The sequence below is a fragment of the Flavobacterium sp. 2 genome (assembly GCF_049949195.1).
GTDB lineage: Bacteria > Bacteroidota > Bacteroidia > Flavobacteriales > Flavobacteriaceae > Flavobacterium.
This window is the reverse complement of sequence record NZ_CP188206.1, coordinates 5,059,317-5,083,018: the sequence shown is the minus strand read 5'-3', so window position 1 is coordinate 5,083,018 and position 23,702 is coordinate 5,059,317. Positions and strand designations below refer to the sequence as shown.

Sequence of the window (23,702 nt, the reverse complement as noted above, 5' to 3'; positions counted from 1 at the left end):
TTTTTGTATTGCCTTAAATCAAGAAAGTAAGTTTTTCCATGATTTTATATAATCGACTTCGAACATAATCCGGCGACCATTTTGATCTTTAATGACAAACTCGCCTCCTTTATTAAAAATCGTTGGATAAAAATGAAATGATGCAAATGAAGTTAATGACCATCTGTATTCTTTTTTATTGGAACTAATAAAAATCAGTTCCTCTTCTGTAATACATAATTTTCCAGAAACTAAATCATCTTCAACCTGATGATTGGCAATACCTTCCAATTTAGAATTAACAACATCAGCTTCCTGAAAAGTAATCGCTTTTAGTAGCTTTTCTCTTTTTGTAAATCGGCTATAAATAAGTCCATTAATCAGTAAAGTTATTAAAGCAACTGGAATAGAAACTTTAAGAACACTTTTAGCTGGCATATTACCAATAAATCCAATAAGATGGCACAACAAAAAATAGTAAATCCCATAAGCTATTCCGTTGCCAAAAATCCTTTTAAATTTATTAATCATAGTTCTGCTTATTTTTTTTTATAAATGCTTTTACAAGTTTTAAATTGTTTTTTTGAATGAAGTAAAGATGCTATTTAAAATTAATTTGTCTTTACGTAAAACCTCATTTTGTTAAATTTTATTTTAAAAATAAAAAAGCTGTTTCTACATTGTAAAAACAGCTTCTTTATAAAATTAAAACTTTAGATATTATTTTTTCAAAGCAGAAATTCCAGAATGCGTCGGAACAACCTGCTTAATACTTCCATCAGCATTGAACTCTAATTTATCCATACAAACTTCGCGGTGAAAACCTCCGGCCTCACCCATTTTAATTCCAGTTGGATATGAAAAACGGTGATACGTAATATACCATTCATCTTTATTTGGAATTTGTAAAACCGAATTATGTCCTGTTGCATAAATTCCCTGATCTGGAATTCCCTGAATTACAATATTGTTTTGCGGAATTTCAATTGGTCCAAGCGGTGATTTTGAAGTTCCGTATCTCACTTTATAATTCGGGCTTCTCGTATCGTCTTCGCTCCATAGAAAATAATATGTTCCTTTTCTGTAAAATATATAAGTTCCTTCGCGGAAAGTTTTGTCCACTTTAATCACTTTTGTGCTTCCTTCTTTAAGTGAAATCATGTCATCATTTAATTCGGCTACAGCCATGTATCCGTTGCCCCAGTACAAATAGCTTTTTCCAGTTTTTGGATCTGTAAAAACATCTGGATCAATCTCTTGACCACCTTTTATTCCTTCTGGACGCGAACTTACTAAAGCTTTTCCACTGTCTGTAAATGGCCCCTCTGGGTTATCTGAAGAAGCCACGCCAATTTTTTGAGCTGCTGTGAAATAATAGAAATACTTGTATTTTCCTTTTATCTTTTTCTCCACAATACAAGGCGCCCATGCATTTCTGTTTGCCCAAGTCACATCTTTTTTAAGATCGATGATAATTCCTTCGTCTTTCCAATCAGTTAAATTATCTGATGAAAAGGTTTTAAAATAATATCCTGACCAACCATCAAAACCATCGCTTGTTGGGTAGATATAATATTTTTTGGTTTTGTTGGAATACAGAATCTCAGGATCAGCATAATAACCTTCTAGAACCGGATTATTATTTACTTTTGGGAGTTTCTCAGGCGTTCCCCATTTTGCAGTCAAACGTTTCAATTCAGAACGTGTAATAGGTAAAATAGTTCCGTGACGCGGATTAAAATCCATTGAAATGTCATTATCGATAACGGTGAAATTCTCTAAATCTTTGCTTTTTGTAAACTGATATCTTCCTTTTGTATAAACGTCATACATCAAAATATAATCGTCAGAATTGTTTAGTTTGAAAACACTTGATCCTTCAACACCGTCGTTTGTTTGTTGCAGATAATTATCATTTTCAGTCCAATTTCCAGAAGTCAAATCAGTTGTTGTAGCAACTTTAATTCCTGCTTTTCCGCCTTCGGTTTTATAAAAAAGATGATACACGCCATCTTTTTCAATAATATCACCATCGATACAAGCTCTTTCTGATTTTGGAACAAACAATAATTTTGGTGCACTTTCTAAAGCTGTAAAATCTTTATTTGCATAAGCGTAGTAAATTTTGTCTGGGCCGCCAGCGTATTGCAGACTAAAGTAAATTAGATACTTTCCGGCTTTTGCATCATAAATAGTCTGTGGCGCCCAAACGCGTTTTAGGTTTTCATTTCCCGAAAATGCAGTCTGAATATTGACAACATTGCTTGTCCAGTTTACCAAATCCGTGCTTTTTAATAAAATCATCGCACGATTACTATCCCAGCCTTTTGACGAAGTCATATCGGTCAAAACCATATAAAAAGTTTTGCCATCGTCGCCACGCAAAATATGCGGATCACGAACGCCTCCGGTTGAACTGATTACTTTGCTGTCTAAAACGGGTTTATTGTCATTTAAATGATAATAGTGATATCCATCGGCACTTACGGCGTAACGGACTGCTTCTTCTTCGACTTTATTTCCTGTGAAATAAACAAATAAATAGGCTGTTAAATCTTTTTCGGCAATAACAGGCGGTGTTCCTTTTTGATTATTCTGAGCTTGCAAAACACTAAAAAATGACGCTAGTGCAACAAGGCTAAATTTTAATTTTTTCATTCTTTTATTCCTTTTGTTTTCTGCTTTAATATTAAAGCTTATTTGTTTTAATACGAATTACTGCAAACGAATATGGAGGCAATTCTTTTGAAAAAGCTTCTTTAACCGTCAACTTTTGTGTTGTAGGTCTTGCTGTTGTATTTTCTGGCGTACCTGTCAATACACTATAATCAGCCGTTTCTGTCAATGGTAAATTTGTTGTTTCTATTGAAGGCGTAACCGCAACCGGAAGCACATTTACTAACTTGATAATCAAATCTCCTGAAGCATTATCTTTTACAACAGAAACTCCAATACGTTTATTAACTTCTGAATTTGAATCAGATAATTTTACTGTACTTTCGATATATTGGTTTCCTGGATTCTGTCCGTAAAGCTTTTGTACAAAATAGTTTACTGTTGGTTTTACTTCATCATTGTTGAAATAAATCAAATCTGGATTCCATTGCGTATGCTTTTCTTTTGCCAATAACGGTGCATAAGAAGCCATTTCAACAACGTCTCCATTTCGTTCAACGCCAGTTAAATATAAGGCTTCCGCCAAAGCATTGTAAAATTTATTACCGCGCGAAGCATATTCGCCCAAATAAACTTTAGATTTCGAGCGGTCGTAACCATCATAAAAATTCTGATTGTTAATGAACCAACCGGGTGTTTGATAATAATGTTCATCAACAATTGGCAATTTCAAATCATCGGCAATTTTCCAGCCTTCATTGTAATCTGTTCCTTCAAAAAATGGCCCAACAGTTCCAATCACAATAATTTCAGGATATTTTTGCTGAACTGCTTTTACAATCATTCTATAACGTTCTTCAAAAACATCGCTGATTAAATCTTCATTTCCGATTCCGATATATTTTAAATTGAAAGGTTTTGGATGTCCAGCTTCTGCACGTTTTTTACCCCAAACGGTATTTATACTTCCATTGGCATATTCGATTAAATCTAAAACATCCTGAACATATTCTTCCATATCTTCCATCGGAATTCCGAATTGCTGTCCAGAACCTCCGTCAGATGAATTTTGGCACGGAACTCCCGCCGCTAAAACCGGAACAGCTTCAGCGCCTAAGTCTTCGCAAAACTGAAAATATTCAAAATACCCCAATCCCATTGATTGATGATAACCCCAAATGTTGCGCATTGGAATTCTGCTTTCCAATGGGCCAATCGTGTTTTTCCATTTGTAAATATTATGCAATCCATCGCCGTGTGCCACGCATCCGCCTGGGAATCTAACGAATTTTGGGTGCATATCTGCAATTGCTTCAGCAAGATCCAAACGAAGTCCGTTTTTACGGTTTTTGAATGTTTTCTGCGGAAAAAGCGAAACCATATCAACTGCAGTTTCCCTATTTGTACTGATTTCTAAATGTGCATCTTTAACTGTTTTTGAAGATTTTAAAACTACATTTATTTTCTTCCAAGTTGCTGACGGAGTCAATATGGCTTCCGCCAAAGTTTCTCCACTTGCCGATTTCAAACGAACAATAGCTTTTGAGCCTTTTACAAAAACACTAAAATCGTATTTTTCATTGGCTTTCAAAGCAATTCCATCAAAACCAGAATTATTGATACTCCCTTTAGAAATTACTGCATAATTTGGATTGTTTTGATGAATTGGATTTTCTTTGGCAATTTTAAAATCACCGCTCCACGCCATTGTTGCGTTCCATTTTTCGTCTCTTTCTTTTTTGTCGTGAAGCGCATATTCGAAATCACGATTTTGGATCAATTCTCCATACAAACCACCATCAGCAGCGTAATTGATATCTTCAAAAAAAACGCCTGTGAGCATATTGCTGATTTTTTTTGACTGCTGACCATTTATTGAAATCTGAGCTTTTACAGGTTTTAATCCGACAAAAAGCAAACTATCGCTTTTTGGAGAAGAATTATCTTGTTTCTCTCTGAATTTAGCCGATTCCATATTTCGAATCATATTGTCAACCAAACTCCAATCAACATGAAACAAACTTCCCTGAACAACTTCGCCTTGAATCGTAATTTCACTTCTTAATTTCAAAGAAGAATTAGCATCAATTGTTGATGGACTATAATTTTTAAAGTCTTTTGTCGCACTGACATAATTTTTTCCGCTTTCGCTGAAATGAACTAAATATTGACCGTCTTTCTGACTGATCTGAACATTTGTAATCACCGATTTATCTTCACCTTTTCCAACAAAATTCTTCATTCCCTGAATGTAATTTTGTCTTCCCCAATTTACTAAATCCTTGCTTTCTGAATGTGCAAAAACATTGTCTTTTACACTCCAAAAACAATGAAAAATCCCTGCATTGTCTCTAACCATAAAAGGCTCTGACATGCTTTTTCCTGTTGGTCCCCAGCTTCCAAAATCAGATTTCAGAAAACTATATTCCGGACCAATTGAAAACCAGTTTTTCTGGTCCGTACTCCATGCAAAGTGAAGTCCGTTTTTTCCATTATTTTTTAAAGTCGAATAGGCAAATAAATATACTTTGTCCGGTTTTTCTGTTTTCGGCTTTAAGCCAAATCCCGACAATATAAAAAGGACTGAAAAAAGCAATACTAATGCTAAAAGACTATTTTTAAAAAATCGCATCATTATTTTTTACCTTTTAATTGATATAAAACAGAAGCATGCGCTTTTAAAACTGTACCAATTTCTTTAGAAGAAATTTTTGATTTTTCACCTGTCCACATATTCAAAACTTCAACTGAGCCTGTAAAACCAAGATCAGCAAGATTTACTGAAACATTTTGAGCTGCAACATCAGAAATATTGAACAATGCCAAATAAACACTTCCGTCTTTGGCATTTTTTGAAGTTACAGCAATTTTTCCATCTTTCTGGAAAAGTTGTTTTACTGCCGTGCTTTCATTGTGCATTTTTACCACATCTTTATTAGTCAATAATGATAAAGTAAAGGCATCATTGCTTGGCAAATCTCCACCAAAAAACAAAGGCGATTTAAAAATATTAAAGAAGGTAATTAAAGTATATTGTTCGTCTTTTGTCAAACGCGTCATTCGGTCTTCACCACGTTCTCCGCGTACTGAAATACGTCCTAGCGGAATCATATCGCAATCTGGCCATGTTCCCGGCGCAATGTATGGATACCATTTTTGAGCAACATCCATTAAATGTGTGATGTGTGGCCAAGTGTCCCAAACGTCGTCAACCATTCTCCACATATTAGCATGTGTTGTTACGTGAGGCGCTGCAGAAATTGGCGTTTCGCCCGGAGAAGTACTCAAAACAATTTTGCGTCCGCATTTGTTGATTGCATTTCTAATCAAGTTGATTTCGCCTTCGTGATACGGTCTTGACAAATCATCGATTTTAATAAAATCTACGCCCCATTGTGCGTACAATTCGAAAATAGAATCATAATATTCTTGTGCTCCCGGTTTGTCAGCCACAACAGTGTAATTGTCTCTCAACCATTCGCATTGCAAAGCTGTCGAATAAATTTGATCAGCTGTAATTCCGTTTGCACCTTTAATTAGCATTTTTTCTTCAACCGCTTTTTTAGGAACACCACGCATGATGTGAATTCCGAATTTCAATCCTTTTTTATGAACATAATCTGCTAAAGGCTTAAAACCTTGTCCATCTTTTGCAGAAGGAAAACGGTTTACTGCCGGCAAATATCTCCCGAATTTATCCATCACATAACGCGGATCTGTCTGATTGTAACCGCCCGCTTTGTCATTTTCAACAAACCATCTGATATCAACTACAATGTATTCCCATCCATATTTTTTAAGCTCTTTTGCCATATAATCGGCATTGGCTTTTACTTCGTGTTCTTCTACAGTTGGTCCGTAACAATCCCAGCTGTTCCATCCCATTGGAGGTGTTTGTGCCCATTGTTTAAATTCTTCTTTTCCAAATGTTTTGGTCTGAGCATTAGCACAAATTGATACAAAAACAACTCCTAAAACCAGAGTAATTCTATTCTTAATTTTCATTATAATGTGGTTAGATGTTAATAAATGTAAAATTTACACTTCAAATATAATAAACTTTATTCGTAAAATGCAATTAACCTGCCTGTAAACCAAAAATACAGACAGGTTAATTGAAAAATTAAAATAACTAACTAATAATTCTCTAACTTAGAAAATGCCTTTATTTCACGTTAATCGTCACTTCTACAGGTTTTAACCATTGACTTGTAAACGTAACTTTGATAGGCTGCGCCTCACCAGTTGCCTGAATGTAAGCTGCAATATGTCCGTGAAAAACTCTTTGTACATTGTCTGTATAATCGGTCATGTCGCTGTTGTTTCCAGCTTCAAGTCCTAATAAAATTCCTGGCCCACTAATTTTACAAGTCACTTCATTATCTGAAAGCATAACTGGAAGACCATTTTGATCTTTTACCTGAACCATGATTTTTGCCACACCTTTATCTTTGCTGATTGTGATGTCTTTTTCAGCAATTGTTAATTCAACCGGCTGTTGTGTCGAATTGATCACATAACGGCTCACTTCTTTATCATTTGCATCTAAACCAATTGCCTCTAATTTTCCTGAAGCAAATGGAATATCCCAATAAATAATTCCGGTTTTTTCGTCGTATGATTTCGTTTCTCCAACTACTTTTCCGTTCAATTCTAAACGTGCTTTTGCAGCATTTGTATAACAAACTACGCGGATTTTTTGCCCAGCTTCGTAATTCCAAATTGCCCAAGCATCTTTAGAAACATCTTTGTCATTTGTTAACGGATAAGTTCCAACGTATGCCATCGGTTTATCTGACCATAATGACTGACGGAAATAACCGCGAGGTTTGATTACGCCCGCAAAATCAACTAATCCAGAATAAAATCCTCTTGAAGGCCATCTTCCCGATTCTCCTAAATAATCAATTCCTGTCCATAAAAACTGACCGAAGATATGCTTGTTGTTTTTTACCGCTAACCAAGGTTCCATATCGTGAACGTTCTCACTTCCGTAAATAACTCTTTTTGGGTATTTTGCGTGATCTGACTGATATTTACTTTCTGTATAATTATATCCTGTAATATCTAACGCTCCTGGATATTCCGTCTCATTCGACATGGCAACACCAGCTAAACCAGCTGTTGTAGGACGCGATTTATCGTATTTTTTAACTGCTGCAACTAAACGTTTTGCGATTGCTCCAAGACGCATTGCATCTGGTGCGTCTGGTTTATAACCTCCATAAGCCGCTTGTCCAAAACCGTCTTTTCCTTTATCCAAAACTGGGTGTGAATATGGATCATTTGGATAATCTACTTCGTTACCAATACTCCATCCGAATACTGAAAGGTGATTTCTATCACGACGAACAAAATCTTCTAGATCTTTTTCTGCATACTCTGCAAAAATATCGAAAGACCCTTGGAAACCTGGAGTTCCGTAGTTCCAACCTTCAAGCCATTTACGTTTTGGGAATTCCCATTCGTCATAAGCTTCGTTTAAAACCAATATCCCTAATTCATCGCAAAGTTCATAGAAATCTGGCGCTTGTGGATTATGACTTGTACGGATCGCATTTACGCCAATTTCTTTCAACGTTTTTAATCTTGTTTTCCAAACTTCTCTTGGAACTGCCGAACCTAAAACTCCTGCATCGTGGTGTAAACAAACACCTTTCATTTTCATCCATTTTCCGTTAAGCGCAAAACCATTATTTGGATCGAAAGTGAAATCTCTAAAACCAGTTTTAGTTACAGTTTTGTCGATTTCTTTTCCGTCTTTTAAAACTGTAGTTTTCAGTTCGTATAAATTCGGGTTATCTAAATCCCATAATTGCGGATTTTTGACATTTATTTTAGCCGAAATTTTTCCGCTTTGTTTAGCCGCAACTTCAATTTTTGAAGAAGCCTTTGCTACTGATTTTCCATCTTTTGAAAACAATTCGTTTACAACTGTCAAAGATGATTTTGCAGAAGAACCGTTCTCAACATCAACCTCAACATTCAAAGTTCCTGCTCCTTTTTTTATTTCTGGATACGCATAAACGCCCCATTGTGAAATATGCACCGGATTTGCATAAACTACCCAAACGTTTCTGTAAATCCCTGAACCTGTGTACCATCTAGAATCAGCACTTTGGCTGTGGTCAACGCGAACAGAAATAGTATTTTCTCCACCGAATTTTACGAATTCTGTTGCATCATAAGCGAAAGAAATATATCCGTTTGGACGTTTTCCTAATGAATGTCCGTTGATGAAAACTTCGCTTCTGTTGTAAACTCCTTCAAAATACAAATACACTTTCTCACCTGATTTGCTTTGCGGAATATTGATTGATTTTCTGTACCAAGCAATTCCGCCCGGCAAATAACCTTGACAGCTCGCTAAAGTTGGACTCAATTGTCCTTTTACGCTCCAGTCGTGAGGCACATTTACATTTTGCCATTTGCTGTCATCAAATGTTGTGTTTTTTGCATCTGGCGTTTCCTGAAGATTGAACTTCCAATTGTCATTGATTTTCTTCGAATCTCCAAACGATACTTGACTGCTCGCTGACAGACACGAAAAGAGTAAAACTGGTAAAATGATTTTTTTTGTAAACATTTCTTTTTAAGGTTCTAAGTTGCTAAGATTCTAAGTTTCTAAGCTTTTCTATTAATATATTTTTGTGTTTCAGGTTTCAAGTTTCAGGTTATTTCAAACGTGAAACCTGAAACTTAAAACTAATTTTATCTTTATTGAAACTCTCCCACAAACGTCACAACTGATTTTGCAGGAATCTCTAAGTTATCAATTTTCTGAATATCGCTTCTTTTTAAATTTGAAGTTTCAGATGTGATGTAAGGCGTAAATTCATTATTTTTTAAAGTTCCTTTTGATAAATCGAACTTGTATTTTTGCGCTGATTTTCCGCAATTTACGGCAACTACAATTAATTTTTTATTTTGAACATCTTTGTATGCTGTTAGCATTACATCATTTGCTGCATCTAATTCGTTTTGATTTGGAACATCAACTCTTTGCATTCCCGGACGCACAAAAAGTGAATAATTTCCTAAAGCCCAAAGCAGTTTTGAATCGTGAAATTCTCCATCATTTCTAACATAATTCGGCTCCGTTCCGCCTTTACTTTTTCCGTCATCCAAATAAATCAAACCGTCTTTATAATCGACTCTCGTTATTGATGTCCACCATTGCCAAGAAGCGGCGTTTGCAACAGCAATATCATTATGAATCAAACGAGCTACAAATAATGCTGTCTGCATTCCTAAATCTCTTCCTCCGCCAGAACCGCCCGGAATTTCATTTTCTCCCGGATTCTCTAAGATACAATATTCAGATTGCCAATATTTTAAACCCGGATTTCTTTTTATTTCCGCAGCAATTAATTTTCTGCTTAAAACTTGTCTTTCAACTGGCCAAGTCGTAAAGTAACTATGCCCTAAAATAACATTTTTTACATTGGAGAATTTTGAAACATTCGTTTTAGTTTTTCCAAAGAAAAAATCAATTTGATTATCGCGATTTTCTTTATTTACATTTTCATACAAATAATCAATCTGAGCCGCTTCAGCAATTACAATTTCAGTATTCATTTTGTTAGCTTTCAGTTTTTCTGAAAGTGATTTGGTCAAATCATAAATTTCCTCATTCGTTGCCGGAGTTCCTTCCTGACTGTTTGTATCGCCATGTTTTGGCATCCATTCCCATTGCGGTTCATTGATTGGACTCACGTAATCGAATTTTATTCCTTCTTTTTTCTCCAATCCCTGAATACTTTGAACTAAGAAATCGGCAAATTTCGGAATTGCACCATCTTTTAGATTCAGTTTATTCTTTTGAGAAGCAAAAGACAATCCGTTATTGGTCATAAAAACCGGCGGACTGTTTGTAAAAATCAGGAATTTTTCGACACCACGTTTTTTAGCTGCCTGTAAAAACCATCTTTGTCCTTCTTGTTTAGAGAAATCGTAAGTTCCATCAGCATTTAAAAAACATTCGCTTCTTCTCCATTCATCTGAAACTTTGCTGTTTTCACCTTGTTCTGTACTTCCGGCACCAAGATTGAATCTCCAGATCGAAAGCCCAATTCCTTTTGGATTTCCCTGCGCATCGATTTCTTTACTGAAAAGCAAATCGGCAATGGCATTCTTTTTTTGTTCTGGCCAATTTTTTCCCACAAACTGAGTTCTCCACGCATCAGAACCTCCAAAACCGTCCATCGTCTGAACAACTTTATCTGTACTGATAATGGCAGTTCGTTGCGCAAATGACAACGAACTCATTACCAGAAAAAGTGAGATATATACTTTTTTCATTTAATTCTTTTATTTTCTTGTTGACGTATTTTTTTATCGTCTTGTTTGTCATTCCGAGGAACGAGGAATCTTCGCAAGTAACTCCGTAATCTAAATCTCCAATCTTTGGCGAGCTACTCGTGGAGATTCCTCGTTCCTCGGAATGACAAGATTGTGGTAAAACCTTTGTCTTTTGTCCCGATAGCTATCGGGATTGTCCCTTTGAACCTTATTTATACGTTCCCACAAAAGTCACTACTGACCTAGACGGAATTTCTAAACTTCCCGCATCAACAGCGGCTCCTTTCTTCAAGCTTAAAGTTTCAGAAGTTGTGTACGGAGTTAGTTTATTATCAGCCAAAGCTCCTCCCGCAAGATTCAATTTATAGGCTTTCGCCGATTTGCTGATGTTTACCGCAACGATTACGAGTTTTTTAGTAGCTGCATCTTTATAAGCCGTTACCATTACATCATTTAAAGCAGTTGCATTGTCAACACTTGGGATTTGAACTCTTACCATTCCCGGTTTTACGAAAAATGAAAAGTTTCCAAATGCCCATAATGTTTTTGAATCTCTGATATAACCGTCGTTTTTGCAATAATCAGCATTTCCAGCTCCGTTGCTTGCGTTGTCATCAACATGGATCAACCCATCTTTATAGTCACCACGGCTGATTGCTGTCCACCATTGCCAAGAAGTTACGCCTCCAAGAGCAATATCAGTACTGATAATACGTGCAGTCCAAAGTGCAAGCGGCATTCCTAAATCTCTTCCTGCTCCTGCTCCACCTGGTAATTCAGCTGTTCCTGGACTTTCTAAAACACAATATTCAGAAGACCATAAACTTACTCCGCCAACCGACTGAATTCTTGAAGCAGCTTGTTGTCTTGACGAAACCATTTCGCTCAAAGGCCAAGCTTGCCAGTAACTATGTCCAGAAATAGTTTTCTTAACATTGCTCAATCCAGAAATCTTTTTAGTTGAATTTGCTCCAAAGAAATAATCAATTTGATTTGATCTGCTTTCTTTTCCAGAAACCGTTTTATAAAGTGGCTCATAAGCTCCTGCTTCTCCAACTACAATTTGAGCGGCAAGCCCTTTAGCTTGCAATTTTGGAGACAAAATATTTACAAAACTGTAAATATTAGCGTTTGTCGCCGGAGAACCTTCTTGTGCAGAACCATCCCATTCGTACTGTGGTTCGTTAAACGGACTCACATAATCGATTGTCAAACCGTGTTCTGTTTTTAATTTGTCCAAAGAATTTACCCAGAAATCAGCCAATTCTGGCATTTTCCCATCTTTCAAATTATAAAATTCTTTAATGCTCGCGTGCGCTTTTCCGTTTTGTGTCAAGTAAACAGGTGCGCTATTGGCGAAAGCCAATAATTTTTCAACACCACGTTCTTTGGCTGCTTTCATAAACCAAACCTGTCCGGCTTGTTTATTCATATTGTAACTTACACCATCTGTCGTAAAACATTCTGTGCGTCTCCATTCATCGGTAATATCACTTGCGTCGCCTTGTTCTGTACTTCCAGCTCCAAGGTTAAAACGCCATAATGATAGTCCGATTCCTTTTGGATTTCCATTAGCATCAACTTCTTTACTGAATAATAAATCGGCTATTTTATTTCTTTTATCCGAAGGCCAATTTTTTCCAATAAAATTAGTCTGCCAAGCATCAGAAGCTCCAAAACTTTCCATAGTCTGAAGATTCATATCTAAATTCACGTTTAATTCGGCAACCGAATTTTCAGAACCTGAATTATCCGATTTTTCAGAGTCGCAACCCACAAAAAGTAAGCTAGCGAAAAGCAAGCCTGCACACAGCAGACTTACTTTATTTTGACTATTAAACCTCATTTTAATAACCAGGATTTTGTGTGATTAAACCGCCGCTCAAGTCAATTTCTAACTGAGGAATTGGCCATAATAAGTTTTTCGCAGGATTAAAATTGATTCCTTTATCCTGAGGTTCTCTTAAGTTTGTCGTTTCGTAAGGATCTGTTGAACTCAAGTTGTATTTCACAAAAGTTCCGTTTGGTCCCATTATAGATTCGATAACTGGTCTTCCAGTTGTTGGATCTTTTTCACGACGAATATCGTAAAGACGTAAACCTTCAAAAGCTAATTCTAAACGACGCTCTTTATAGATTTGTCTCAATAAAGTTGGTCCCGAAAGTCCTGTTTTTGGATCTAATTTTACACGTGCTCTGATGATGTTGATGTCTGCCAAAGCATCTCCGCTAGTATGATAGCTTGCTTCAGCTCTTGTCAAATACATTTCTGCCAAACGAATCAATGGAATGTTTAATGGCAAGTGACCATCTTTTTTATCTAATGAACGACGCGTTGCAATTGGAATATAATATTTACGGCAAATACGTCCTGATTTATTATCATTCAAACTGAATTTATGCGTTGGGTTTAAAACCTCATCACCATAAGCAGCTTCACCCCATTTAGTAATTGTGCTTCTACGACGGATTACGTCATTTTCAGATAAATAAGCATTTTCTAAATCACTTGTTGGCATACACCATCCCCAACCGTCAAGAACGTCAGCTGCATCGTTGCTTGGGAAATTCTTTTTGTCTTCTCCCCTTGCTCCTGCTAAAGTAGGAAGCATAGAACCTAAACTTTTATCCTGAACTGATGAAGACTGTGCTTCAAGAATTGACTCCACTCCGTTATGATTATTTACGTTCCAGATATTCAAGAAATCAGCTTCAAGAGCATAAGGTCCTTCAGTAATAACTTTATTTGAGTATTGTTTTGCCTCAGCCCATTTTTCCTGAAACAAAGACACACGTGCCAATAAAGCATAAGCAGCCCATTTGTTAACTCTTCCTTGTCTGTTAACCGGAATCGTTTCTAATTTTGCAGCAGATTCTTTAAGATCGGCTTCAATTTGTGCATAAACCTCTGCTGCTGAATTACGCTTTAAAGTCAAATCGCCAGTTCCAAGCGATTTTGTATATACCGGAACTCCTCCAAAAAGGTTTACAAGCTCATAGTAGCAATAGGCTCTTACGAAAAGAGATTCTCCCATGTACTGATTTTTTTGAGCTTCAGTAAGTGGCGATGCAGCCATTTTCTCCAAACCAAGATTAGCCGATTGAATCGTGTAAAAATGCGCCGTATAAATACTATTCATATCACCCATATTGTCAGGTGTAATGATGTATTGCGAAGATGGTCTGTGCGCACCGCTGTCCTGTCCTGTGTTACCCATCCAGGCATCATCTGTTGACATTTCGTTGGTTACTCTTGGCGCAACTAAAGTCCACCAGTCATTCGGAATTAATAATCTGCGTGTTAACTCGTTTGCATAATTTTCACACTCTTGTGCTGTCTGAAAATAATTTTCTAAGGTTTGTGTTCCTCTTTCTTCTTTTTCAATAAAATCGCTGCAAGAAACTGCTAATAGAGAAAAAGTGATTAATGATACTATTATTTTTTTCATGATCGTTTTTATTAAAATGCTACATTAAGACCCATCAGGATTGTTGGCTGAACTGGATAATTCCATCCTCCAAAACCTGATCCTAAAACTCCGCCTCCTACTTCAGGATCAACTCCTGTATAATTTGTCCAAGTCCATAAATTCTGACCTGATAACGAAAGTCTTAGTTTATCTAATCCGAATTTATTGTAGAAAGAATAACCAACCTGAAGGTTTTTCATACGTACATAAGATCCGTCTTCAACATATAATGAAGAGAATTTTGTAAAGTTTTCGTTGTTATCATCTTTTGACAAACGAGGAACATAATTTGAAGTTCCTTCTCCATGCCAAGCCATTTGATCTAATCCGTTAACTTTATTTGTTAAACTTGCACCATTGTATAAATCTGAAATATTTTGGTTGATCAAATCATTTCCAATACTTGAATAGAAATTCGCTACTAAATCAAAATTTTTGTAAGCGAAAGTCAAATTAAGACCTACGTTGTAATCAGCCCAAGGAGAACCAATTTTTGTTCTGTCTTTATCGTCTAATTTTCCGTCACCGTTAATATCTTTAAAACGAACGTCTCCAACTTGCGCATAAGGCTGTAATTTTGTTCCGTGCTCGTCTGTGTGAGAGTTTAATTCTGTTTGATTTTGGAACAAACCATCAGCAACATATCCGTAAAAATAGCCTGGCTCATTACCTTCAACAGTCAAAGTTCTGTTGCTTGAACCGTATAATTTTTCTCCGTCAGTAGATAAATTTATCATCTTCACATTTACAGTTGTGAAAGTTACATCTACACCGTATGAGAAATCTCCTTTTTTGTCTTTATAAGAAACTAACAAATCAACACCATTTGATTTCATAGAACCAACGTTTGTCCACATTGTAGAATATGCAGGAAAACCACTATATGTTGGAAATTGTTTTAAGAACAACATATCGTTTGTTTTCTTTTGGTAATATTCTAAAGATCCAGAAAGCTTGTTTTTCCATAATCCGAAATCAAGTCCGAAAGAAACATCTTCAACAGTTTCCCATTTAATGTCTTTATTTGCCATTGTAGAAGGATAAGAAGTATCAGCAATATCACTTCCGATTGGGTAAAAACCTGTTCCGATATTAGATTGATAAACTGCGCTTGGTAAGTTTTGATTTCCTACTTTACCCCAACCTGCTCTAAATCTTAAATCACTTAAAACATCTTTTGTCGATTCCATAAAATCTTCATTCAAAATTCTCCAAGAAACCGATGCAGAAGGGAAGTTTGCCCATTTGTTGTTTTCCATGAATTTTGAAGAACCATCACGTCTGAAAGTACCTGTGAAATAATATTTTCCGTCATAGTTATAAGAAAAACGAGAAATATAAGACATTAATGAACTTGACCAGCTATTACCTCCACTGTTGCGGTTTTTTGTTGCAGCATTTAATTCTCTCATAGAATCAGAGTTGTTAGGAATTCCTTCTCCGTAACCCCAAAGATCATTTCCATTATACTCTTCCATAGTGTTACCAATCATTAAAGAGGCATTATGTTTTTCAGCAAATGTTTTAGTGTACGTGATTGTATTTTGCCAAGTCCAATCGACATTAGTAGTATTCCATTTTTCAACACTATTGATTTCCGCTTTTTCGTGTGCAGCATCAATCACAAAGTCAGGGCTGAATCTATTCCTTACTTTGTCACCTACTTCAATAGAAGCTTGTGAACGAATTACCAAACCTTTGATTGGTGCATATTGCAAATAACCATTTGTATTCAAGTTGTATTGATCTGTAAAATCATCATAACGTTTTACAGCTGCAACCGGATTCCAGATATACGAAGGAGAACGTGCATAAATGCTGTATTCGTTTTCAGTTCCGTTTAATTGATCTGCTGGTTTGTAAATTGGTGTAATTGGATCAATTTTGTCAAAATCTGCCCAGTTTCCTGGAGAACCATACGTTTCGTAACGCGGGTTTAATGTAATTCCTGCTGAGAATTTATCAGAGAATTTAAAGTCATTTGCGATTCTCATTGTAATTCTTTCCCAACCTCCTACTTCGTACATAGATTCAGAATTGTAGTAGTTTAAGCTGATTGCGAAAGTATGTTTTTCAGAACCTCCTGTAACTCCAAGAGAAGCATTCACAACTGGACTTGCTTTTCTAATTCCGGCATTCCACCAATCTGTAGTTTTTCCTTGGTATTGAGAAGGATTTGGCAAATAATCTGAATAACCAGAATTATTATAAGCCGTGTTCATAATTGTTGCATAGCTTTGTGCATCAGCCATATGATACGGATTATTCATAAACTGCATTCCTGAACTTGTATCAAAATTGAATCTTGTTTTTCCAACTTTTCCTTTTTTAGTTGTAATCAAGATAACCCCGTTTGATGCACGTGAACCGTAAATTGCACTTGCAGAAGCATCTTTTAAAACTTCCATCGATTCAATTTCGTTATTGCTCAAGAAATTGATACTTGTTCCCATCGGAATTCCGTCAACTACATAAAGCGGATCTGTGCTTAAGTTTACTGTAGAAATACCACGAATCAATACTCTTGGTTGTGCACCCGGACCTCCAGCGCCTACAACTTGTACTCCAGAAACTTTTCCCTGAAGTGATTCTGTTACGTTTCCTACTGTCATTGTTTGCAATTCTTTTCCTTTTACAGAAGAAATAGAACTCGTTACGTCGCTCTTTTTTACCGCAGCATAACCTACAACTACAATTTCATCTAATGCCTGACTTGATTCTTCTAAAACAATATCAAAATTAGTTTTATCACTAACTGGAACTATTTTATTGGCAAAACCAACAAAAGACAATTCAATTTGCGCATTTTTATTCGGAACCTCAATTGCGAACTTTCCATCAAAATCTGTTGACGTGTTAGTTGAAGCTCCTTTTACAACGATATTAACACCCGGAATTGGCACTGCACCTTTATCCTTAACAGTACCTGTTATTTTTATTTGTCCAAATGATACAGCAGTACACATCAGGGCAATAAAAAATCCTATATATTTAAATTTCATATTAAGCTGTTTTATTAATTAAATGTTACAAGAAGGCCGTAACTATTTTTTTGTGATAAATACTCTTTCTAACTCAGTATCAAGAACTACTTTGTAAACTCCCGCAGCAGCTGGATATTTAGCATTTCCGTTCTCTCCCGGCGACATTGTACAGATTCCGTTTTTGATTAATCTCCAAGAAGGATCCCACCATTGGCCTGTAAAAGTTGCCTCCATAGTTCCGGTTAAAGTGTATTCACCAACTAATTGATAAGGATTTGCCGAATTATTGCTTAAGTGCAATCCAGTCATAACCCATGCATTCCAAGTATCCCAGTTTGCATCTTTAATTCCGCCACCGCAAACACTTACGAAAGGTTTTCTTAATGCAGCATCATCATGCCATAATCCGTTGGCAATATCAGCCCAAACTTTGCTTGTTGGCGTATATTTCTCAACTGTGTATTTTAGAGTATTTGGATTTACTTTGATTTTATAATATCCTTTTGTTGGCAAAATAATTGGTGCCGAAGCAACATCATCTGCTAATTCTCCTGCAGCATTCAAACCAAAACAATGTGGGGCAAAATCTGATTCCTGACCTAAGAAATAAACTTCTTTATTGTCTTTATCTGCGTAATATTTGAATTCAAAATCCTGTCCGCTTTTCTCGTGGAAATACATCGGAACTCCAACTGCATCAGTAGTCAGGTTAGTGCCTTTTGGCTGATCGCATAAATAGATTGCCGGATACTCGTTTGTAGCCACAATATTTACATTCAAAGATCCAGTGTTCGGAATAGCAAATTTGTCTTTCGCAGTAATTGTCAAAACATAATCTGCAGCTGTTACTGGCAATGTATACGTTTTATTGAAGGTATAAGATTGAGGCGAACCCGTTAATTGAACAGTTTCATCAATTCCTAAAGCAGCACATTTAATTTGTACAAAATCAATACCTGAATCGTCGTTTACCACAAAATTTACTGGCATTTGATTACTAGTTGACAATAAAATTACAGCTCCTTCTTTTGGAGAAACCATAGTAATAGATGGTGCAGCAAATTCTCCGTCTAAACGAAGGTTGATTTCCTCATTTACAATATTTCCAGAAACATCTGTAATAGTCAATTTTATTTTGAAAGCTTCAGAAGTTCCTCTGTTTGCCGGAACTTCAAAAAAGTAGCTTAGATCGTATGTTTTCAACAAAGGATCTGTTGCAAACGAAATTACTTTATCAAGTGATAATTCCGGAATTTGGATTTCTACACTTTTTAATCCTAAATCATCAGCAAGCGCCGCTTTGATTTCGAATTTTCTATTTGGCGCGCCATAAATCTCTTTTGTAGCTATCACTACCGTAGGATCATCAGATGGAGCGAAATCTGAATCGTTACTTTGACATCCTGTAAACAAAACGGCAAAAAGGGCAAGAAAAAATAAAAATTTATTCTTTTTCATTTCTTTAATTTTAAGGTTAGGTTAGTTTGTTCTTTTTAAGCGTAAAGTGATTGTTTAAATAAATGAGTCGGACTCACTTTTGAAGATCTAGATTGTCTTTTCCTTTTTGGAGACGGAAACAGACAATGAAAAATCGGTGGTTTGGTTTTTGTCATGTTAGTAAAGTTTGATTAATATTTCCTTTTTTTTTCTTTTTCTAAAACAGTAAAGCTTTATTTTTTTTGACCCGCGATTTTTGCCGCGGGCCAGATAAGTAATACGTAAAACCAACTCTTACAATCTTATTTTAAAGAAGGCTCAATTCTTTAAACTGATTAAAAACTTATCAAAAAAATAACACTTAATAATTCTACAGTAATACAACTTAATTGATTACTACAGATGCAAAGAAATGTTTAAATCACACTTCTAAGGAGGGGTAAAATGGAAAAAAAAGGAGGTCAAAATTGTAATTAACTATTATAAATGATTAAAATTTACAGACTATTAAAAAATAATCCTATATTTTTAAGGAATCTGCAATTGTTGAAATATTCCTTACTTTAAGACTAAAACGTTTGAAATTTTTCAAAAAAATGCACTCCCATTTGCAAAATGCAATTAAGTCTTTAAGAAAATGTAAAGTCTGAAAAAGGATTTTAACTGATAATATTCAAATCAGAGTTGAAAGAGCTCTTATATTTTTTAATATAATCTGAAGGCGTCATTCCAAAAAGTTTTACAAACTGTTGTCTAAAATATTTAGGATCTTCAAAACCAACTTCGGCACTTGCCTGTGCAATATTCATGTCTTCGGTCAGCATTAACATCGCCGCTCTTCGAATCCGGAGTGATCGTATAAAAGCATTTAAAGTTTGTCCGGAAATAATCTTGATTTTAGTATAAAGCGTTCTGTGGCTCATTCCCATTTCCTGGGCAAAAGTTTTAATGGTAAAATCTTTTTTATGAATATTGGCTTCAACAATATCAATACACTTTTTCAGTATAAATTGATATTCGACCGGAACTTTCTGTGTATTTTCTTTTAATGTAATACTGTCCAGAAAATAAGTACGAAGATTGCTTCTGTTTTTTAATAACGATTCTACGCGCGCAACGAGAATATCATCATCAAAAGGTTTCATGATATAATCATCGGCACCATCGTTGATTCCTTGTAAATGTGTTTCTGGATTTTTTGAAGCTGTCAATAAAATAACCGGAATATGAGACAAATCATTGCTTTCCTTAATCTTTCGGCAAAGCTCAAGACCGTCCATTTGCTCCATTGTAATATCGCTAATAACCAAATCAGGCATATGTTTTTTGGTCAATTTCAAACCTTCTTCTCCATTCTCAGCGCTGTAAACCATATAATTTTCTGAAAACAATTTGATCAGATAATTTCTGATATCATCATTATCGTCAATAATTAAAATAGTTCGTTTTTCAGTCAGCATTACGGTTTGAAAATCAGTTTCTGAAATCGGAGTATTAACCGAAGTATTTTCTTCAGTATCATCAATATTCAGTTCGTCAAAAAGCTGACTTCTTTGCTGAATATCATTTGTAATAACAGCATTTTCAAAATGACTGCTTCCTTTTAAAAATGTCAGTTTAAAAATACTTCCTTTTCCAATTTCACTGCTGCAACTTACTTTTCCTTTGTGTTTGTCTACAAAATATTTCACGATAAAAAGTCCGATTCCAAAACCAGTACTTATAGAAACTTTCGAATTAATTTGTCTGAATTTCTCGAATATGACCTCAATATCTGCTTTATCGATTCCTTCTCCGCTGTCTGAAATTTCCATTTCAACATCCGAATTAGTTTCGGTTAATTTCAAATTAATTTCACCTCCAATTGGAGTATATTTAAAAGCATTCGACATTAAGTTAAAAAGCGAAATTTCGATTTTTTCATAATCGCCAATAATCTCAATTTCATTTTCAGGAATATCGAAATTGTAATTAATGTTTTTGTCTTTTGCTTGAATTACAAAACATTGATAGACTTCATTGCAAAGTTTATTGACATTTATAGGCGATAATCTAAGCGAATCGGCATCATTTTCAGCTTTTCTGAAAAGCAAAAGCTGATCAACCAAACTCAATAAACGTCTCGCATTACGATGCGCAATAGCCAAATCACTGCCCGAAGATCCGTTTTCGACACGTTCTTTCTGAACTGCTTTTTTCAGCGGATTTATAATCAGCGAAAGCGGCGTTCTGAATTCATGCGAGATATACGTAAACATTGACGATTGTTTCTCGGCAATTTCTTTTTCTTTCTTGCTTTCTAGTTCGGCGATTTTGACCTTATATTTTAGCGCTTCTTTATTTTTTTCGTAATCCAGATAAACAAAAAGTGCAGCTGCTATCCCGAGCAAATACAAGGTATATGCCCACCAGGTTCTGTACCAAGGCGGTAAAACTTCAATTGAAATAAGACTAACTTCTTTATTCCAGCCACCTTTTGAATTTGTGGTTTTTACTTTAAACGTATATTTTCCCTCCGGCAGTCTTGAATAATTTGCTTTTCGGGCCTGCCCCACATAATTCCATTGTTCGTCCCAGCCTTCAAGGAAATAGGCATAATTTATTTTATCGGCATTGTTATAATCAATTGCTACAAATTCTAATGACAAAGCCGTTTGATCATAATCTAAACTTACTTCTTTCATTTTGGTCGAATCGTCATTTGTAACTTCGACTTTACTTTCTTCTATGGATTGATTATTCACAGAAAAATCACTCAGCAATAAATTATTCTTTTGATTGAATCCTTTGATCGCTTCTGGAAAAAAGATGTTGAAGCCGTTTATTCCACCAAAAAGAAACTCGCCTGTCGATAATTCAATTCCGGCATTAAAACTAAACTGATTGCTCTGCAAACCATCATTTACAGAGAAATTGCGAAACGTTTGTCTCTTTTTATCAAATCTACAGACTCCATTATATGTACTCATCCAAAGATTTCCTTCCTTATCTTCGAGTAGTCTTAAAATCGTATTTGACGGCAAACCATCATCTGTTGTCAGCCTTTTAAACGTATTTTTCTTTCGGTCAAATAATAAAAGTCCGCCCTCCTGAGTTCCCAACCAGAGATTTTTGTCTTTGTCTTCGTGAATGCAGCGAATTGGATTTCCAATCGAAACTTTATTGATTTTTCTTGTATTTTTTTCGATCGAAAACAAATTGGTATAATTTCCACCCCAAAGTTTTCCATCGCTGGTTTCCGTCAAACATTGCAAATTTGTAACTGATTTGTCAAAAAGCTCGAAACTGTTTTTTGCTCTATCGAAAAAATACAGCGAACCTTCATTTGTCGCACTCGCCCAAATATTTGCTTTCGAATCTTTGTAAACAAACCAAATATTCTTTTCGATTTGTTTCGTAAAAGGATTAAAACAAGAATATTGCGTAACCGAATTGTTCTGCGGATTAATTTTATTGACACCGCCCGCCCAGGTCGAAAGCCAGATTTCGTTATTATTATCCCGAACAATTCCGGTAATAAACGGACTTGAAAGTTTATTTCCGTAATTGATATACGAGTTGTTTTTTCGGTTCCAGTATTTTAATCCCGCGCCGTCAGTTCCTACCCAAAGATTCTTTTTTTCATCTTCACAGAAAGACAAAATGAAATTTTCAGCAGGATCTTTGGCATTGTATCGAATGTTTTTAAAATACTTTGGCGAATTGCTCAGCATACTGATACCACCGCGCAAAGAACCAAACCATATGTTTCCGTCTTTATCTTCATACAAACTCCAAACCGAATTGCTTTTTGCCAGTTGATTATCGTTTACATTATTAAACGGAATCGCTTTTTTAGTTGTTCCGATGACTTTATAAATACCGCAACCGTCTGTCGTAATCCAGAGCTCTTTTTTCTTGTCGACCAAAAGATCAGTTACACTGCATTTATTTGGAAAATAATTGTCTGAAATAATTCCTGTTTTTGTGTTGAACAGAAAAAGCCCTTCATCTGTTCCCAACCAAAGATTTCCGTCAGAAGCTAATTTCATTGCTTTGACTTCTTTTGAAAGCGAGAAAACGGCTTTTAAGTTTTTAGACGAATAACTATAACTACAAATTCCGACATTGCGCACGTAAACCCACGAATGTTTATTTTTTTTATCTTCCTGAATCGCAATCGCATCATAATTATTGATGCTGATTTTATTACCCAAAACAATAAGCGGAATTTGTTTCCCTACAAATGAACCATTTTCAAAACTAACCAAACCTAAACTCTGCGAAGCAACCAAAAACAGATTCTCAGAAACGGAGCGCATCTGATGAATAATGCCGTTTAAGATTTTCTTTTTATTCGATGAAAGATATTCAGCCGGCTGAAATGTAGTCGTTACTTTATTGTAAATGCTGATTCCGTTTGCGCCTCCAACCCAAATGTTTTTTCGAGAATCGCCTTCGATATTGTAAATGGCATTAAAGGAAAGTGATTTTTTATCGTTGATTCGGTTTCTAAAAACTTTAAAATTATAACCGTCATAACGATTTAGTCCGTCATAAGTTCCAAACCAAAGATAACCGTCGCTGTCCTGAAAAATAGTCATCACGGAATTGTTCGACAAACCGTCAGAAATATCAAGAAATTTCACCGGATTATCCTGCGCAAAACTCAGCGAAGTGAAACCAAACAGGAGTATAAAATGCAGAACAAAATACTTCAAAATAGTATGCTTTTTTGTGAATTTGTGTAGAAAGCACAATTATAAGCTTATTTATAGGTATTTTGCAAAAATCAATTCATAAAATTTTGATTTTATGGCTGATGTGTAAGAGTAAATCTTACGTTTTTGGTTTTAGTAAAGGTTTGCTTATAAAATGATTTTTGTTTGTATCTTTTACTAATCGCGCAGATCTATCATCAATCGTTAACGCAGAT

11 protein-coding genes are annotated in these 23,702 nt (G+C 35.5%); all 11 read right to left on the bottom strand.

What is annotated here, in order from left to right; genetic code table 11:
- Positions 1–18: 18 nt before the first annotated feature.
- The 11 genes from ACNFIH_RS21935 to ACNFIH_RS21885 all read right to left on the bottom strand — a co-directional run bounded on the left by ACNFIH_RS21935 (position 19) and on the right by ACNFIH_RS21885 (position 23,487).
- On the bottom strand, positions 19–510 hold the full coding sequence (locus ACNFIH_RS21935; protein ID WP_426484799.1) for a hypothetical protein: 492 nt from the start codon (positions 508–510) through the stop codon (positions 19–21).
- 189 nt (positions 511–699) lie between these two features.
- The gene (locus tag ACNFIH_RS21930) at positions 700–2,637 is read right to left on the bottom strand and encodes a family 43 glycosylhydrolase (RefSeq protein WP_426484798.1); all 1,938 of its coding nucleotides are present in this window, start codon (positions 2,635–2,637) and stop codon (positions 700–702) included.
- Positions 2,638–2,668: 31 nt separating this feature from the next.
- Positions 2,669–5,230: an alpha-L-arabinofuranosidase C-terminal domain-containing protein gene (locus ACNFIH_RS21925; RefSeq protein ID WP_426484797.1), complete on the bottom strand. Its 2,562-nt coding sequence runs from the start codon at positions 5,228–5,230 to the stop codon at positions 2,669–2,671.
- Positions 5,230–6,600, bottom strand: coding sequence for a glycoside hydrolase family 27 protein (locus tag ACNFIH_RS21920; protein ID WP_426484796.1), 1,371 nt, complete (start codon positions 6,598–6,600; stop codon positions 5,230–5,232). The genes ACNFIH_RS21925 and ACNFIH_RS21920 overlap by 1 nt, the downstream gene beginning before the upstream one ends.
- 160 nt (positions 6,601–6,760) lie before the next feature.
- Positions 6,761–9,181, bottom strand: coding sequence for a sugar-binding domain-containing protein (locus tag ACNFIH_RS21915; RefSeq protein WP_426484795.1), 2,421 nt, complete (start codon positions 9,179–9,181; stop codon positions 6,761–6,763).
- 131 nt (positions 9,182–9,312) lie between these two features.
- Positions 9,313–10,896 carry a glycoside hydrolase gene (locus tag ACNFIH_RS21910; protein WP_426484794.1) on the bottom strand — a complete coding sequence of 528 codons (1,584 nt, stop codon included), beginning with the start codon at positions 10,894–10,896 and terminating at the stop codon, positions 9,313–9,315.
- A gap of 208 nt (positions 10,897–11,104) precedes the next feature.
- On the bottom strand, positions 11,105–12,742 hold the full coding sequence (locus tag ACNFIH_RS21905) for a glycoside hydrolase (RefSeq protein WP_426484793.1): 1,638 nt from the start codon (positions 12,740–12,742) through the stop codon (positions 11,105–11,107).
- A 1-nt stretch (position 12,743) separates the two neighbouring features.
- Complete coding sequence (locus ACNFIH_RS21900) at positions 12,744–14,345, bottom strand: RagB/SusD family nutrient uptake outer membrane protein (protein WP_426484792.1); 1,602 nt, start codon at positions 14,343–14,345, stop codon at positions 12,744–12,746.
- 11 nt (positions 14,346–14,356) lie between these two features.
- Positions 14,357–17,368, bottom strand: coding sequence for a SusC/RagA family TonB-linked outer membrane protein (locus ACNFIH_RS21895; RefSeq protein WP_426484791.1), 3,012 nt, complete (start codon positions 17,366–17,368; stop codon positions 14,357–14,359).
- A 42-nt stretch (positions 17,369–17,410) separates the two neighbouring features.
- A complete protein-coding gene (locus ACNFIH_RS21890; RefSeq protein ID WP_426484790.1) occupies positions 17,411–18,808 on the bottom strand; it encodes a hypothetical protein in 1,398 nt (465 codons plus the stop codon).
- 638 nt (positions 18,809–19,446) lie between these two features.
- Positions 19,447–23,487: a two-component regulator propeller domain-containing protein gene (locus ACNFIH_RS21885; protein ID WP_426484789.1), complete on the bottom strand. Its 4,041-nt coding sequence runs from the start codon at positions 23,485–23,487 to the stop codon at positions 19,447–19,449.
- Positions 23,488–23,702: the final 215 nt, after the last annotated feature.